At 45.5% G+C, this 15,192-nt stretch carries 17 protein-coding genes and 1 rRNA gene; 12 read left to right on the top strand and 6 right to left on the bottom strand.

The window, feature by feature from the left end; genetic code table 11:
• Positions 1-4: 4 nt before the first annotated feature.
• Entirely contained in the window at positions 5-1,015 is a 1,011-nt protein-coding gene (locus FTU69_RS10815; RefSeq protein ID WP_104470660.1) for a metallophosphoesterase, read from the bottom strand.
• Positions 1,016-1,176: 161 nt separating this feature from the next.
• On the opposite strand from FTU69_RS10815, the gene FTU69_RS10810 reads away from it, so the two are divergent.
• Positions 1,177-2,757 carry a phospholipase D family protein gene (locus FTU69_RS10810; protein ID WP_257223634.1) on the top strand — a complete coding sequence of 527 codons (1,581 nt, stop codon included), beginning with the start codon at positions 1,177-1,179 and terminating at the stop codon, positions 2,755-2,757.
• A gap of 21 nt (positions 2,758-2,778) precedes the next feature.
• Here FTU69_RS10810 and FTU69_RS10805 read toward each other — a convergent pair whose 3' ends face one another.
• Positions 2,779-3,594 (bottom strand): 1-acyl-sn-glycerol-3-phosphate acyltransferase, encoded by an 816-nt coding sequence (locus FTU69_RS10805; protein ID WP_034597361.1) that lies wholly within the window; start codon positions 3,592-3,594, stop codon positions 2,779-2,781.
• A gap of 367 nt (positions 3,595-3,961) precedes the next feature.
• On the opposite strand from FTU69_RS10805, the gene hflX reads away from it, so the two are divergent.
• From hflX to FTU69_RS10775, 6 genes are all read left to right on the top strand, one after another.
• Positions 3,962-5,320 (top strand): ribosome rescue GTPase HflX, encoded by a 1,359-nt coding sequence (hflX, locus tag FTU69_RS10800; protein WP_180103866.1) that lies wholly within the window; start codon positions 3,962-3,964, stop codon positions 5,318-5,320.
• Positions 5,321-5,355: 35 nt separating this feature from the next.
• Positions 5,356-5,727 carry a hypothetical protein gene (locus FTU69_RS10795; protein ID WP_045794996.1) on the top strand — a complete coding sequence of 124 codons (372 nt, stop codon included), beginning with the start codon at positions 5,356-5,358 and terminating at the stop codon, positions 5,725-5,727.
• A gap of 11 nt (positions 5,728-5,738) precedes the next feature.
• Positions 5,739-6,413 (top strand): LrgB family protein, encoded by a 675-nt coding sequence (locus FTU69_RS10790; protein ID WP_016659801.1) that lies wholly within the window; start codon positions 5,739-5,741, stop codon positions 6,411-6,413.
• 91 nt (positions 6,414-6,504) lie between these two features.
• The gene (locus FTU69_RS10785; protein ID WP_005175751.1) at positions 6,505-6,951 is read left to right on the top strand and encodes a DUF2147 domain-containing protein; all 447 of its coding nucleotides are present in this window, start codon (positions 6,505-6,507) and stop codon (positions 6,949-6,951) included.
• A gap of 178 nt (positions 6,952-7,129) precedes the next feature.
• Positions 7,130-7,576, top strand: coding sequence for a DUF2147 domain-containing protein (locus tag FTU69_RS10780; RefSeq protein WP_005175748.1), 447 nt, complete (start codon positions 7,130-7,132; stop codon positions 7,574-7,576).
• A gap of 104 nt (positions 7,577-7,680) precedes the next feature.
• On the top strand, positions 7,681-8,133 hold the full coding sequence (locus FTU69_RS10775) for a DUF2147 domain-containing protein (RefSeq protein ID WP_180103865.1): 453 nt from the start codon (positions 7,681-7,683) through the stop codon (positions 8,131-8,133).
• A gap of 80 nt (positions 8,134-8,213) precedes the next feature.
• On the opposite strand, the gene FTU69_RS10770 is transcribed toward FTU69_RS10775, so the two are convergent.
• The 3 genes from FTU69_RS10770 to pdxA are packed head-to-tail and all read right to left on the bottom strand — an operon-like array spanning position 8,214 to position 10,875.
• Positions 8,214-9,056: a symmetrical bis(5'-nucleosyl)-tetraphosphatase gene (locus tag FTU69_RS10770; RefSeq protein WP_180103864.1), complete on the bottom strand. Its 843-nt coding sequence runs from the start codon at positions 9,054-9,056 to the stop codon at positions 8,214-8,216.
• 7 nt (positions 9,057-9,063) lie between these two features.
• The gene (gene rsmA / locus FTU69_RS10765) at positions 9,064-9,876 is read right to left on the bottom strand and encodes a 16S rRNA (adenine(1518)-N(6)/adenine(1519)-N(6))-dimethyltransferase RsmA (RefSeq protein ID WP_180103863.1); all 813 of its coding nucleotides are present in this window, start codon (positions 9,874-9,876) and stop codon (positions 9,064-9,066) included.
• Positions 9,877-9,906: 30 nt separating this feature from the next.
• Entirely contained in the window at positions 9,907-10,875 is a 969-nt protein-coding gene (gene pdxA, locus FTU69_RS10760) for a 4-hydroxythreonine-4-phosphate dehydrogenase PdxA (RefSeq protein ID WP_168395856.1), read from the bottom strand.
• A gap of 329 nt (positions 10,876-11,204) precedes the next feature.
• Between pdxA and rplM the strand changes: the two genes are divergently transcribed.
• The 5 genes from rplM to FTU69_RS10735 all read left to right on the top strand — a co-directional run bounded on the left by rplM (position 11,205) and on the right by FTU69_RS10735 (position 14,122).
• A complete protein-coding gene (rplM, locus tag FTU69_RS10755; RefSeq protein WP_004857442.1) occupies positions 11,205-11,633 on the top strand; it encodes a 50S ribosomal protein L13 in 429 nt (142 codons plus the stop codon).
• Between the two features lie 12 nt (positions 11,634-11,645).
• Entirely contained in the window at positions 11,646-12,032 is a 387-nt protein-coding gene (rpsI, locus tag FTU69_RS10750; protein ID WP_004785251.1) for a 30S ribosomal protein S9, read from the top strand.
• A gap of 323 nt (positions 12,033-12,355) precedes the next feature.
• A complete protein-coding gene (locus FTU69_RS10745) occupies positions 12,356-13,009 on the top strand; it encodes a glutathione S-transferase N-terminal domain-containing protein (protein ID WP_168383402.1) in 654 nt (217 codons plus the stop codon).
• 9 nt (positions 13,010-13,018) lie between these two features.
• Complete coding sequence (locus FTU69_RS10740; protein WP_005175725.1) at positions 13,019-13,447, top strand: ClpXP protease specificity-enhancing factor; 429 nt, start codon at positions 13,019-13,021, stop codon at positions 13,445-13,447.
• 21 nt (positions 13,448-13,468) lie between these two features.
• The gene (locus FTU69_RS10735; protein ID WP_005175723.1) at positions 13,469-14,122 is read left to right on the top strand and encodes a hypothetical protein; all 654 of its coding nucleotides are present in this window, start codon (positions 13,469-13,471) and stop codon (positions 14,120-14,122) included.
• Between the two features lie 961 nt (positions 14,123-15,083).
• Here the strand turns inward: FTU69_RS10735 and rrf are convergent.
• Positions 15,084-15,192 (bottom strand): 5S ribosomal RNA (rrf, locus tag FTU69_RS10730); the annotation flags it as partial.

Here is a 15,192-nt window from a genome sequence, read left to right as displayed (position 1 = left end):
GGCATTAGCAGAGTTCAATAATATCAATGGTCGGTGGTACCCGGAAACGAAATGGCACACCCACCATTCCGGTACCAACAGTGACAAACACATCGGCATGTTCATGCCGGTACAGGCCTTTTTTATGACCAACAATAGATACGCGTTTCATCACATAATCGGTCAGCCACGGCAATTCCACCTGACCGCCATGGGTATGTCCCGACAGCATTAAGGGATGAGTTGGCAATTTCGGCACCATATCAACCGTATCAGGGTTATGCGACAAAATCAGCCACGGCTTGTCTTGCGGTAAATCTGGCATATAGCGCATATCGGTACGGCCGGACCATAAATCGCCAATCCCAATCAGGCGGAACTCGTCAAACTCGACAATCTGCCCTTCAATATCAATCACATGATTAACCTCAAGCGCATGTTTGAGCAGTTCCTGTATCGGCGGACCAGGATACTGTTCATCATGATTGCCGGTCACAGAATAAATTGGCGCTTTAATCTCTTTTAGTATTGCCAGCTCATCGGCCAGTTTATTTTCCGGCTCATAGGTCCAGTCACCTGCCACCAGCACCATTTCCGGTTCTTCCTGGTTAATCTTGGCGACAATCTGCTTGAGCTGGCGTTCATGCCCGGAAAACAGACCTATATGCAGGTCGGCAATCAGGGCAATTCGGACCGGGCGTTGTAGCGGCTGATCGGGCAGCATCTGATAGCGGGTGGTTTTCACCAGAATCAGATGTGGCTCAATAAAACGCGCATAGACCAGCACACCACTGACCAGCCCGATAAAAATGGCTTCATGCAAGGAGTAATAGCCAATCCAGCCGGCATAAATACTAAAGAAAAACAGCGGAATTAATAAATAGGATAGATAAAAGGCCAGCAGATGCACAAAGGCTTTAAAGGGATGAATCGTTTCTGTATTGGCCTGACTACGCCATGCCTGCGACACAGCCCAAACTGCCAATATGGCCAGGCCGATATAGAAATACAGTATAATTGATTGGCTATCCCACATAGTTATGCCCGACTCTCCCCCGGCGACTAAATTCGTCCGTTCTTATATTTATCTTTTCACAGCTGGCAATTATACTCAAACCAAATTTTGGACTTGTTTTAGACAATATGATACATCCTGACAAATTTAATTTGCAATCAAATACATACGCGAGAAGTTCTATGTCTTCTTCTACCGCGGCCATGCTGTTGAGTTGCAGTTTAGTGTTGGGAGTCAGTGGCTGTTCAACCCTGCCCAAACAGATTGAACATCCGGTTCAAATGGCTTTTGAAACGCCAACCGAGCATACCCATCTGGCCCAGATTGTATTGCCGCTGCGTGAAAAAAATCCGCAGCTGACCGGTTATCGGGTGCTGTACGATCCGCTGGAAGCCCTGTCAGCACGCTTGTATTTAATTGATAAGGCAGAAGAAACCCTAGACCTGCAATATTATATCTGGGACAACGACAAAATCGGGGCGCTGGCACTACATTCAATTATTCGCGCAGCTGATCGCGGCGTGAAAGTGCGCTTGCTGGTCGATGATAACAATGCCAAGAAAATGGAAGGTATTTATCTGGCGCTGGACCAGCACAGCAATATCGACGTCAAGCTGTACAATCCGTACCGCTTCCGTAAATACCGCGCCATGGACATGGTGCTAGATTTAAAACGTATCAACCGGCGCATGCACAATAAAAGCTTTATTGCTGATAACCAGATTGCCCTGATTGGCGGGCGCAATATGAGTAACCAGTATTATAACGTCAGCGACAGCTATCAGTTTTCCGATGTCGATGTGATGCTGGTCGGTTCTGCCTCCGATGAAATCATTCACTCCTTTGATGAATACTGGAATGATGATTATGCCTATTCGGTCAAGCAGCTGGTCAATCCACAGCAGCATCATCTGCGTTATGAAAGCCTGAAACAGCAGCTCGAAGACCATTCCGCAGAAGTGGCGGTACAAAATTATCTTAATTTAGCCACACGCTCCCAAGCCATTGAGCAGTGGTTTAACCACAAAATCCAGTTTGACTGGGTCAAAGCAGAAGTGGTGAAAGACTCGCCGAGCAAGATTAAAGACCGCGCACCCAAAGAAGAATTACTGAATTTCCAGCTGCTCAGTCATCTGGAAAAACCGACTGAAAATGTGGATATTATTTCGGCCTATTTTGTGCCGGAAGAATCCGGGGCTGACCGCTTAAAACAGCTGGCCAATGACGGCGTACAGGTGCGGGTACTGACCAATTCCTATAAGGCCAATGACGTTCCGCTGGTACACGCATTTTATGCTAAATACCGTCAGGACTTACTGGAAAATGATGTCGAGCTGTATGAATTCTTGTATGCACCCGAGGCCGAGCATCTGAACAGCAATACCGAAGAACTGTCGAAAAAAGCCAAAGTCAGCTTAAAAGGTCTAAGCCGTTCCAGCCTGCATGCCAAACTGATGGCACTGGATGAAAAACAGGTCTTTATTGGCTCTTTTAACTTTGACCCGCGCTCAGCCTATTTAAACAGTGAAATTGGCGTATTGCTCAACAGTCCGACGCTGGCGAAATCGGTGCATCAGACCATGGATGCCAATTTATCCAAATATGCCTACCGTCTGGTGCTGGATGCACAAAACAACATTAACTGGCGCGTCGTGAACAGCAAAGGCGAAGAACGCGTATTTGTTAAAGAACCAAAAATGAAATGGTATGAAAAAGCAGCCATGAAAATCATTTCCTGGCTGCCAATTGAAGGCTTTATGTAAGCCTGCAACACAGGTTAAAGCTTAAGCACTGGCCTGCTGAATCAGGACTTTTTGATGCAGCTGCTCTAAGCCCTCAATCATCTTGTTTTGAACCAGCGAGGTCAGGCTTTCCACCGTATGCCCTTCTACCGAAATCGGGTTTAGAGCCATTAAATGTGCGGTGACTTTCGGCATTTCCAGCACATTTTTAACATGCTCAATAAAGGTCATTTCATTGATAAACGGCGCTACGGTATCCAGCTCGCCCTGCTGGTTGATATAACAGATCAGGCAGATTTGCACCGGACGCTGCGCTTCAATTGCCGCGCCCAATAAACGGCCATGTACTTTTTTAATTTTAGTCCCATCCGAAGTCGTGGCCTCCGGGAAAAACAGTACCGGCACATCCTGTTTTAAAAACTGGGTAATCTGGTCGCGGATTTTAATTGAATCCCCCGAACCGCGTTTAATAAATAAGGTCCCGCCACCTTTGGCCAACTTTCCAAACACCGGCCATTGCTCAATTTCAGCTTTGGCCAGAAAAAATACCCGCGCACCTGAACCGAGCACCGGCACATCCAGCCACGACACATGGTTGCTGACCCATAAGGCCGGCTGGGTGGGAATTTCTCCATGCACTTCAACTTCAATATTGAACACCTTGCACAACTGACGGCAAAAATGCTGCACATAACGGGTATTCTGCGGATTATTCGGCTGCTTATACAAGCTGTGACGATACACCAGATAAAAGCCTTCGCTCACCGCTGCCAGACCGGCAGTGATTTTTTTAGAATAGAGAAAAAATTTGGACAAACTATTCATTGAAGCGGATGAAGATAAAGAAACTTGAGACATAGCATAATCGTGAATTGCGAAAATCACAGCAAGAATTGTTCAGAGAACTGTATTCTATCTTGAAGCAATTGACCAGACATTGATCATAAGCATCGAAAAACTGTCCAGATCGCTCAATTGAAATGCGCTATGCCAATTCTTCTACAGTCTTGCTGTAATAGATAGATCCAGAACGAATCCACCGATGTCATGATGATCTTGGTGGATCAGAGGCAACGATCAAACTGCCCATTCCTCTATCTCACGAAATGATGATACAGCCTCCAAACTGGGGATTGTGAGGATTCGCCTGCTTTTTGTCATGCTGCTGTAATCATCTTCATCTAGTTCACGCAGCTGGCGCTTTTTGCTCTAGAATAGAATTTTCATGAGGAGAAATGCCCAGGTGCCAGATTACCAGCAACATCAAGGCGGTGAACGCGTTGTGCTCGTGAGCGTCAGCGTGCAGATTTTAGAAGACCTTGATGCAGAAGAATTTCATCTGCTTGCAAAATCTGCAGGTGCTGAAGTTTTGCAGCATGTGTTTGCCCAGCGGATTAAACCCGATGCCAAGTTATTTATCGGTTCTGGTAAAGCGGACGAAATTGCTGCGCTGGTTGCAGAACTCGAGGCTGAACTGGTGATTTTCGATCATGCGTTGACGCCGGCACAGGCACGTAATCTTGAAAAAATCATGAAATGCCGTGTGGTCGACCGGACCGAGCTGATTCTGGATATTTTCGCCCAGCGCGCCCGGACCTATGAAGGGAAATTGCAGGTCGAGCTGGCACAATTGCATCACCTCTCCTCACGCCTGATTCGTAGCCGCGGCAATCTGGACAGTCAAAAAGGCGGGATTGGTTTACGTGGTCCGGGTGAAACCTTGCTGGAAACCGACCGCCGCCTGTTAAGAATTCGTATGGGCCAGCTGAAAGCCAAACTGGATAAAGTCCGCCAGACCCGTATGCAGGGTCGTGTGGCCCGTCAAAAAGCCGCCGTTCCTACCGTATCACTGGTTGGCTATACCAATGCCGGCAAATCGACGCTGTTTAATATTCTGGCCAATAGCGATGTCTACGCCGCCGATCAGCTCTTTGCTACGCTCGACCCGACCTTACGCCGGCTGGAATGGGATGGGATTGGTACGCTGGTGCTGGCCGATACCGTGGGTTTTGTCCGTAATCTCTCGCACTCGCTGGTGGAATCATTTAAGGCCACGCTGGAAGAAACTCTGGAAGCGACCTTGTTGCTGCATGTGATTGATTCTAGCAGTCCGGACATGCTGGAACAGATTGAAGCAGTTGAGCGCGTCCTGAAAGAAATTGGCGCAGATGTGCCGGTGCTCAGGGTCTATAACAAAATCGACTGCACCGGCGAGCAGGCCAAAATTGTCTATGCCCAGCCGCATCAGCCGGAGCGAGTGTATATTTCAGCGCATTCCGGTCAGGGGCTGGAGCTGTTACGTCAGGCCGTGCATGAATGTCTGATGGGCCGGATTCAAAGTTTTGATGTGGTGTTAAAACCGGCCTATGGCAAATTACGCAACCAGTTTTATGAACTGAATGTAATCCAGTCCGAGCACTATGATGAGCAGGGACAACTGAATCTGCGCGTAAATATGGCCCCGGCCAAACTGGAACAGATGATCCGTCAGGCGCACTTGCCGCTGGACGAAATTCTGGGTGCCAAGGCTCAGCAATTTAAACGGCCTTTAGAAGAATTTGAAATTGATGATGAGATCAGTTAAAACTTGAACAGTAAAATATGACCGACTGATAAAAAATGAACAGGCTTAAACGTATCGACTGGCCAGCTTGGATTGGCACACTGCTCTTAATTATTGTATTTCGTGAAACAGCCGTCTGGATTGCGACCTATTTCAACCATCCTGAACTGGGCAACCTGATGGGTTTACTCAGCCTGCTGGTGGTGCTTTTCCTGTGGCGCCGACTGCATAAAATTCCAGCCCGGATTGTCGATACCAACAATAAAATCATGAAAGAAAGTGCGTTTGCCTTTTTACCGATTAGTGCCGGCTCACTGCTGATGCTGACCCATATGGGCAATAAAATTCCGGCTTTTCTGGTGGTGCTGTTTCTCAGCACCCTACTGCCGTTATGGCTGTATGCCAAAATGGCCAAACGCTGGCTCTAGGAGATTAAAACATGCTCGCAATTGTTTATGGCTTTTTAATCACCCTGGTGGCCTATCTGCTTGCCAAACCCTGTAACCAGAAACTGCCGCAAATTCCGGTCATTGTCTTTGGCATGATTTTTATTGTGCTACTGCTGTATGTATTTGGCATTCCCTATGAAGATTATATGGCACAGGTCAATCCACTGTTTAACCATCTGCTGGGTTATGTGACCGTGGCACTGGCGATTCCGCTGGCGGCCATGCGCTATGATGATCTGCCACTCAAAGCTATTTTGGGTATTTTGCTGTTTGCCAGCATCAGTGCCGTGGCCTTACCGATGGGACTGGCCTATCTCTTACATATGGCCGGCGATGACATCATGGCATTTGCCACCCGTGCCGTGACCACACCAATTGCCATCAATATTGCCACCCTGCTGGAAGCACCGGTCAGTCTGGCCATTCTGATTGTGATTTTATCCGGGGTGATTGGTGCCGCTTTCTCACCGCTGCTGCTACGTCATATTAATGATGAGCGCGCCTCAGGGTTGGCCTTAGGCCTTGCTGCGCATGCAATTGGCACAGCACAGGCCTGGCAGCGTGGTAGTGTAGCCGGTCGTTATGCTGCATTTGGGATGGCGGTGAATGCCGTGTTTACCGCAGTCTGGCTGCCAACATTTATACTCTTTATTCAAAAAATGTGACTCAAGAATCAATATTTACATCTTGTGTTGATGAAAAAATATTCTTAAGATGAAAATTGAATTTTTTGAAGTGTATTAAAGGGATAGAAACATGGGAAAATTTAAATATACAGTGGCACTTCTGGCAGCCACATTCAGTGCTGGCGTTTTCGCGGAAGATCTCTCCGGTACCTGGCGCAATATTGATGATAAAACCGGTTCATCCAAAGCCATTTTAGAGATTCGTCAAGAAGCTAATGGCACTTATACCGCTAAAATCGTCAAAGTAACGCCACGTCCGGGTTACACAGCAAAAGAAACCTGTGTCAACTGCCCTGCGCCTTATACCAATCAGCCCATTTTAGGCATGGATGTACTAAAAGGACTGGCGTATAAGGGCAAACTCAACTATAGCGGCGGCAAGATTATTGATCCGCTGTCTGGCAATATTTACAGTACCAAAGCTAAACTGAGCAGCAACGGTAAACGTCTAACCCTCAGAGGTTATGTCGGTGTATCGGCCTTAGGACGCAGCCAAACTTGGATTAAAAGCGAATAATTAATCACTTCTCTTTTCACATAAAAGCCACACGTTCGTGGCATTTTTTATTGGTTTTTCTGCATCTTAGTTGCAACTTTAAGATTAATTACCTCTCAAATCGCTTGACTCCTTCCACAACTCGCTTTATACCTTGAATTAACCTCTGTGATAACTTTCGACAATCAAAGGAACTGATATGAAGAAAAATGTATTGATGGGCGCATTTGCAAGCTTCATCTTCAGTGGCTCAGCGTTTGCATCAGACCTAACGGGTATCTGGCAAAGTATTGATGACAAAACAGGCTCACCTAAAGCACTTATTGAAATTACCCAAGCTGAAAATGGCAGCTTTACAGGTAAAATTATTAAAGTCACACCAAGACCAGGCTATACTCCAAAAACTATGTGTGTGAATTGTCCTGCACCTTATACCAACAAACCTTTGGTGGGTTTGGAAGTTATTCATGGCTTAAAGCATGTGGAAAATAACAACTATGCCGATGGACGTATTTTAGATCCACTTACAGGCAAAATGTATAGCCTGAAAGGTCGTTTGGCGTCTAACAATAAACGTCTAACTTTACGTGGTTACGTCGGAATTTCAGCCATTGGTCGGACACAAACGTGGATTCGCCAACAATAAGCGAGTAATTGTGTCGCATCGGTCATTTTTTCTAGATACTCGGGACTTTGTGTCAGTCAATTCACAGATTAGACTAGCCGCAAAGACCGAGTAAGGGAAATAAAATGATTCAGAAATTGACTTTAGGAATAGCCGTCATCTTCGGCAGTCTAAGCACTTTGGCGATGGCACAAGATTTAGCAGGGACTTGGCAACAAATTGATGATAAAACAGGCTCACCTAAAGCTGTCATCGAAATTCGTAAAGAAGCCAATCAAACCTATACGGGTAAAATTATTAAAGTAACTCCACGTCCAGGTTATACCCCACGTGAACTTTGTAATAAGTGTCCTGCGCCTTATACTGACCAACCTATTTTAGGGATGGATATTTTAAAAGGCTTAAAACAGATCAAAGACAGCAATAATTACGAAAAAGGACGCGTAATTGATCCATTGGCAGGTCGTATTTACGATGCAAAAATCCGCCTCAACTCGACAGGTAAGCGTTTGACTTTGCGCGCTTATATGGGGGTGTCTACACTAGGGCGCAACCAAACTTGGATTCGAATTCAATAAAATTCAAAAAAACAGCCACTTTAATAGGTGGCTGTTTTCATTTCGACATCACATTTTTAAATTATAAAGATAAAATATTGCTACCATTCTTCCAGTGGATTATCCACTGTAAACAATTGCTGGTCTTCCAAACGATAAGCCACCAGTTGATGCCCCCAGACACAGCCCCCATCGACATTCTGAATCTGGGCGGAAATAGTTTTGCCTTGCAGCGCGGCCCAGTGCCCAAAAATAATCTGATGCGTTTCAGCCGCAGCCGAAGCATATTCAAACCACGGTTTAAACCCGGCCGGCATCGGATCGTCCAGACTGTCTTTAAAACTGAACTCCAGACACCCTTCTGCATCGGTCAGGCGCATGCGGGTTAAATAGTTGACGATACAACGTAAGCGTTCATTGCCTTGCAAATCATCTGACCAGAGGGCCGGCTCTTTGCCAAACATCTCGGCCAGAAAATGATCCATCACCGCAAAATCTTCATGCTGAATCACCGCTTCAACTTCTTTGGCCAGCGCCTGAGTTTTTTCCGCGCTCCACAAATGCGGAATACCCGCATGAGTAATGATGGTCGATTCATTCGGACAGACACATAACGGCTGCTTGCGTAACCAGTCAATCAATTCATCGCTGTCAATGGCATCAATCACATCGCGGGTCTGGTCTTTGTCTTTAATCTCTTTCAGGCCACGTGCACCAGCCAGCAAAGTCAGGTCATGATTGCCCAGCACTGTGGTCGCAACACCACGATCAGCCAGCTTTTTGACAAAGCGCAACACGCCAAGCGAGTTTTCACCACGTGCCACCAGATCACCGGCAAACCAGATAAAGTCCTGATCCGGATCAAAGCGGATTTCCTTGAGCAAGGCTTTCAGGGCTTCAAAACAGCCCTGTACATCGCCAATCACATAGTTATAACGTGCCATCGTTGTTTTACACCACCATTTGATCTGCCAAAGCCACAAATTCGGCCAGGGTCAGGGTTTCCGGACGCGCCATCGGATCAACACCGGCTTTTTCAAAACCATCTTCTGCCAGCATGCCTTTTAAGCTATTGCGCAAGGTTTTACGACGCTGGGTAAACACATGCGAAACCAGACGCGATAAAGCCTTTTCATTTTTCGCCACAATCGGTTTCACCTCATACGGCTCTAAACGAAACACCGCAGAAGTCACTTTTGGTGGCGGGTTAAAAGAGCCCGGTGGCACTTCAAACAGGAAAGTTGGTTTGCAGTAATACTGAATCATCACCGACAAACGGCCGTATTCTTTGGTATTTGGCGCAGCAGTAATCCGGTCGACCACTTCTTTTTGCAGCATGAAGTGCATGTCTTTGACTTTGTCACCAAACTCCAAGAGATGGAACAACAATGGTGTTGAAATGTTATACGGCAGGTTACCCACCACACGGAGTGGACGGCCATCTTCAAACAGATTGCTAAAATCATATTTCAGCGCATCGGTTTCAATAATGGTTAAACGTTCCGGATGTGGCACACGCCCCGGCAAACCGGCAGCCAGATCACGGTCCAGTTCCACCACGGTCAAGGCATCACATTCACCAATTAATGGTGAAGTTAAGGCCGCCAAACCCGGGCCAATTTCAACAATATTATCGCCCGGACGCGGATTGACCGAGCGTACAATTTTCGCAATCACACGTTGGTCATGTAAAAAGTTTTGACCAAAACGCTTGCGCGTGTGGTGCCCTTCATCTTTCGGGTTTAAGGCATTAATCTGATACATAAAGATTTCCAACGTGTAATAAAGACAAGATCAGTGACGCGCTAAATCCAGCGCCAAATCAACAGCCACATGCAGGCTTGAGCTTTTCGCAAGACCGCTGCCTGCGAGGGAGAGTGCTGTGCCATGATCAACTGAAGTGCGAATAAACGGCAAGCCCAAAGTAATATTGATGGCTTCACCAAATCCTTGTGATTTTAGCACAGGTAAGCCCTGATCGTGATACATCGCCAGAACCGCATCGGCATCTTTTAGGTTTTCCGGAGTAAATAAGGTATCAGCCGGCAGGCTTAAACTCATCTGGATGCCTTGCGCGCGATAGCTTTCCAGCACCGGATTAATCACCTCAATTTCTTCCATGCCCAAATAACCGCCCTCACCGGCATGCGGATTTAAACCACAGACCAGAATATTCGGCTGCTCAATTTTAAATTTGGATTTTAAATCGTGGATGAGAATATCAATCACCTGATGCAGACGTTCAGCGGTAATCGCATCAGCCACTGCACGCAGCGGTAAATGCGTAGTGGCCAGGGCCACTCTTAGGGTTTTGGTGGCCAGCATCATCACCACGCGCGGCACGCCCGCAAACTCCTGGTAATATTCGGTATGGCCACTAAAGGCTATACCAGCGTCATTGATGACTGACTTCTGTACCGGCGCAGTCGCTACCCCGACACTTTTGCCTGACATGGCATAATCGGCCGAACGACGTAGCTGTTCCAACACATAAGCGGCATTTTGCGGATTCAGCTCGCCCATCACCACAGCTTGCTGTAAAGGCACATGCTCGACATAGAGCTGCCCTTTTTCTGAAGAAGCAGTTTGCCCGCTGTATTCAATCAGTTCTACCGGCATCTTCAACACTTGCGCACGCTGGGCCAGCATGGCCAGATCGGCCAGAACCACAACGGGACGCTCATCTACACGGTCAGCAAGATGCAGACAAATATCCGGGCCAATGCCGGCAGGTTCACCACTGGTCACATATAAAGGCAGCATGATTGATCCTAAACAATAAGGCATCTCCCATTATAAGCAGACTTTGACCGCAGCGGCCGTGAATTCTGCTGAAGATTCGGGCAGATTGGCCGGTTTGGGGCAATCTAAACTGCTTTTAAAGGCTAATGTTTAGCTGAAAGTTGATCAGTACTAGGCACGGCAGATGGATGTTCTTGGCAAGTCTTTTCTTTTCTCAGGATTTTGATTAAAATACAGCGCTTGAAATTTTATATTTTCATTGTGGTTCTCGACAATTTCGTTTAGAATCTCGTCTCCTTTTTGTTTGGACTGATTCACCGTCCAAACCAACTATAATAGGTAGTGGTTTAATGAAAACTCTCAGCGCTAAGCCAGCTGAAGTTCAACACGACTGGTACGTTGTTGATGCTTCTGGCAAAACTTTAGGTCGTCTTGCGACTGAAATCGCTCGTCGTTTACGCGGTAAGCATAAGACTTCTTATACTCCTCACGTTGACACTGGTGACTACATCGTTGTTATCAACGCTGAACAAGTTCAAGTAACTGGTAACAAGTCACTTGACAAAAAATACTATCGCCACACTGAATTCCCAGGCGGTTTAAAAGAAACTAACTTTGAAAAGTTAGTTGCTCACAAACCTGAAGAAATCTTCCAACGCGCTGTGAAAGGCATGTTGCCAAAAGGTCCTCTTGGTTATGCAATGATCAAGAAAATGAAAGTGTACGCTGGTAGCGAGCATCCTCATACTGCTCAACAGCCACAAGTTTTGGATATCTAAGGGATACAGCACATGGCTACTAACTATGGTACAGGTCGCCGTAAGACCGCAACTGCACGTGTTTTCTTATCTGCTGGTACTGGTAAACTCGTGATCAACAACCGTTCATTAGAGCAATATTTCGGTCGTGAAACTGCTCGTATGGTTGTTCGTCAACCTTTAGAGCTTCTTGAAGCAACTGAAAAATATGACCTTTACATCACTGTTGCTGGTGGTGGTATCGGTGGTCAAGCAGGCGCGATCCGTCACGGTATTACTCGTGCATTAATCGCTTCTGACGAGACTTTAAAACCTGCTCTTCGTCAAGCTGGTTTCGTTACTCGTGACGCTCGTGAAGTTGAACGTAAGAAACTTGGTTTACGTAAAGCACGTAAACGTCCTCAATTCTCTAAACGTTAATTCGTTTACCGAGTTGGACAAAAAGCCTTGGTTTATCCAAGGCTTTTTTATTGGCTGTTATTTTAAAGATAAAGGAATTTATTGTTCAGGTACATCTTTACCCCAACTGCCCTCATGCAGCCAGAAGGCCTTGCTGAAATAATAGTTCACTACCCCAATTCCTAAGCAGAACATCAGAAACACAAGTTTTATCATCATACTGCGCCGCTCCTGTTATTTTTTTATAATCTAACCCATTTTCACCCGATTCATCCTTTTTCGCTTCGTGCTTTTTAGGTTGAATTTTAGTATCCTAACTGATTCATTTTGCTGCTTACTGATTTATGTCCTTGGAAAATACACCGCTACAGGGAATTACACTATACAGTCATGCAGACGATTTCCGCTCGCACTGGATTCGCCTGGTACTGGCTGAGAAGAATATTAAATATCATCTGGTCCTGGTCGACCATGAAGATGAAGATTTAGCCAGCCTGAATCCTTATAATCGCTTACCCATGCTGGTAGAGCAAGATTTAAAACTGTTCCATGCCCCAATTATTTCCGAATATGTTGATGACCGCTACCGGCAAAACAAGCTCTATGCCGATGCACCAGCACCCCGCGCAGAGCAGCGCCAATACATCTGGCGTTTTGAGCAGGACTGGCTAAAGCTGGCCGATATCCTGCTTTGCCATGAAGATACGCTGGATAGCGCAGCACAGGCCAAGGCACAAAAGCAGCTTCGTGATACACTGGTCTCACTCACACCGTTATTTCAGCATTTCCCTTATTTTATGGCGGAAAATTTTGGCATCCTGGATTGTATGCTGGCCCCAATTTTCCTGCGCCTGAAAGCCATGGACATTGAATTGCCAAAACAGCATTGCCGCCCGATTCATTTATATTGCCAGCGAATTTTTAGTCGCCCTGCATTTGTAAAATCCTTAACCGTGCAGGAAAAAAACCGCTATAGCGAATTTTTAATAAATAAGTAGAGAGTAGATATGTCTGAACAGGAACTCAACTTAAGCCCAACTCGTCCCTATCTGGTGCGTGCCATTTATGAATGGATTTGCGACAACCAGCTTACACCACATATTCTGGTCGATGCTACCCAACCGAACACCATGGTGCCAGAGCAGTTTATTCAGGATGGCCAGATTGTGTTAAATATCGTGCCACATGCAGTCCATGGCTTGCACATCTCCAATGATGCCATCAGCTTCTCAGCGCGCTTTGGTGGCGTAGCACGCGATATTTATGTACCCATTGCTGCAGTTTTGGGGATTTATGCTCGCGAAAATGGCCAGGGTTTATTCTTTGATCCAAGTGAATATGAACATATCCAAAATGATCCAAATGCTTTAAAATCAAGCACAGAGGAACAAACTGAAACACCAAAGAAAAAACCAAGCCTAAGATTATTAGATTAAAAAAGAAATAGGAGTAAATGCATGGCTTTTGATTTAGTACAATACTTTAGCGATCAGGTTAAAATTCAAAAGCCTCAGCTTTTGCAGCAGTACGATGCTGATAGCCGCAATGCATATATCCAGGAACTCAATGCGCTAACTCTAGGCAAACTGATTCGTCTGTGGCGCGAAGATGACAATAAGCTCTATCAGGAAATCAAGACCCTCGATCCGCTGTATATTCAGGAAGTGTCCCGTCATCTGACCACTTCGGTACACAACCAGTCTGAACTGCCTAAACCTGAACTCGAACACGGTATTAGTGAAATTTTAAGCCTGCAACTGACCGAATTAAAACAGTTAGATGAAACCGGTAACTTTGGCAGCAACGGCTTAAAAGAGCTGCTACAGGGTCAAATTGAACATCTGTCAGGTCAGGCAGATGATTGGGTTTGGTCAACAAACGAACTAACAGAGTTAAAGGGCTCTAAACCCCTTCCCCAAGAAGAGCTATCATTAGATGATACGATGAAGGAGTTTAATCAAATGTTACATCAACAAGCCGATCATGCGCCGGTAGAAAGCACAGTCGCAGCAGAACCGACTGTTCCAGGCTGGGCCAAAGTTTTGGAACCTGTCGTAGCAATTGCGATTCTATGGATTCTATATTGCGCAGCAAGCCAAATGTTTGCTTAAGCAGTCTGATTCCAAACCGCCTGACATAGGCGGTTTTTTATGGCTGAAATTTTCCAATAAATAGTTTAGTCTTTTTTGTGCGATTTAGCTTACATTGAATGAAGACAATTGAGGCTAGGCGTACACACAGAATTTTCGTATTCTAAATTCATCAGGAAACAGGATGTTTCCCAAACGGAAAACAACAATAATAAGTTTGTACACCAGGATCGTGAGGTACGACAGGAGTTATACCTAAAGCACGAAATACGAAGAAACCCCGTCAGGATGATGGGGTTTCTTTTTATCTATTCTTTATTTTCTACAGCAACTCTACCATTACACTCACTACGAAAATAAATACCGTTCAACTTGCTAGATGGTGAAGGTATGATCTTGAGATGAGATTCTTACTTACCCCCTATCTCCCCTTTGAAGAAGACTTAAAGGACGTATTAAAGCATGCTGCTACGGCAGTTCAATGAGCCTTAGAGATGGTTTAGGGAGCATACTAAAAACTCAGATAAACCTGCAATAAACGCATACTCAACATAAAACTCTGTCATGTTGAATACATATAACACGGTACACACCAAGCCAAAGACCACTAATCCAGACATTACGGGTGCTGCCTTATACTCTGCATGCTTATATATTGGGGTTTGTACAATAGAATAATATAATTTTTTTCGATTAATATAAAAGCGATTAAAAAGCGGTAAACGGATAATCAATATATACATCAGCACAATTCCGAGAATCCAATGTATTACCACCATCCAGTAGTTCAATAATATATGCTCAGGATACATACCAATAGCCACGAAAATGACTGAAATGCAGAAATTTAACAACAAATAGCTGGGATAAAATTTTCTATACATGGGTTATTTTGATAATTTTATTTATTTTGAAGCACTATAGCTTTATTAAAAGCATAAAAATCCCCCTGCTATTTAAGCTAGGGGGATTTTGAATAATGAGCTGGCGATGACTTACTCTCACATGGGTAACCCCACACTACCATCAGCGCTAAGAGGTTTCACTTCTGAGTTCGGGAAGGGATCAGGTGGTTCACTCTTGCTATTGTC

The sequence above is a fragment of the Acinetobacter sp. YH12134 genome, from assembly GCF_013418555.1.
Taxonomy (GTDB): domain Bacteria; phylum Pseudomonadota; class Gammaproteobacteria; order Pseudomonadales; family Moraxellaceae; genus Acinetobacter; species Acinetobacter indicus.
The sequence above is the reverse complement of the archived record's forward strand: the minus strand, read 5'-3'. Positions and strand labels throughout refer to the sequence as shown.

Coding starts and splice junctions, on each gene's coding strand:
- FTU69_RS10795 (WP_045794996.1), top strand. CDS start 5,356: ATGAACAGGCTTAAACGTATCGACTGGCCAGCTTGGATTGGCACACTG.
- rpsI (WP_004785251.1), top strand. CDS start 11,646: ATGGCTACTAACTATGGTACAGGTCGCCGTAAGACCGCAACTGCACGT.
- rplM (WP_004857442.1), top strand. CDS start 11,205: ATGAAAACTCTCAGCGCTAAGCCAGCTGAAGTTCAACACGACTGGTAC.
- FTU69_RS10790 (WP_016659801.1), top strand. CDS start 5,739: ATGCTCGCAATTGTTTATGGCTTTTTAATCACCCTGGTGGCCTATCTG.
- FTU69_RS10735 (WP_005175723.1), top strand. CDS start 13,469: ATGGCTTTTGATTTAGTACAATACTTTAGCGATCAGGTTAAAATTCAA.
- FTU69_RS10740 (WP_005175725.1), top strand. CDS start 13,019: ATGTCTGAACAGGAACTCAACTTAAGCCCAACTCGTCCCTATCTGGTG.
- pdxA (WP_168395856.1), bottom strand. CDS start 10,875: ATGCTGCCTTTATATGTGACCAGTGGTGAACCTGCCGGCATTGGCCCG.
- FTU69_RS10770 (WP_180103864.1), bottom strand. CDS start 9,056: ATGGCACGTTATAACTATGTGATTGGCGATGTACAGGGCTGTTTTGAA.
- FTU69_RS10815 (WP_104470660.1), bottom strand. CDS start 1,015: ATGTGGGATAGCCAATCAATTATACTGTATTTCTATATCGGCCTGGCC.
- FTU69_RS10805 (WP_034597361.1), bottom strand. CDS start 3,594: ATGTCTCAAGTTTCTTTATCTTCATCCGCTTCAATGAATAGTTTGTCC.
- FTU69_RS10745 (WP_168383402.1), top strand. CDS start 12,356: ATGTCCTTGGAAAATACACCGCTACAGGGAATTACACTATACAGTCAT.
- FTU69_RS10810 (WP_257223634.1), top strand. CDS start 1,177: ATGTCTTCTTCTACCGCGGCCATGCTGTTGAGTTGCAGTTTAGTGTTG.
- FTU69_RS10785 (WP_005175751.1), top strand. CDS start 6,505: ATGGGAAAATTTAAATATACAGTGGCACTTCTGGCAGCCACATTCAGT.
- FTU69_RS10775 (WP_180103865.1), top strand. CDS start 7,681: ATGATTCAGAAATTGACTTTAGGAATAGCCGTCATCTTCGGCAGTCTA.
- rsmA (WP_180103863.1), bottom strand. CDS start 9,876: ATGTATCAGATTAATGCCTTAAACCCGAAAGATGAAGGGCACCACACG.
- FTU69_RS10780 (WP_005175748.1), top strand. CDS start 7,130: ATGAAGAAAAATGTATTGATGGGCGCATTTGCAAGCTTCATCTTCAGT.
- hflX (WP_180103866.1), top strand. CDS start 3,962: ATGAGGAGAAATGCCCAGGTGCCAGATTACCAGCAACATCAAGGCGGT.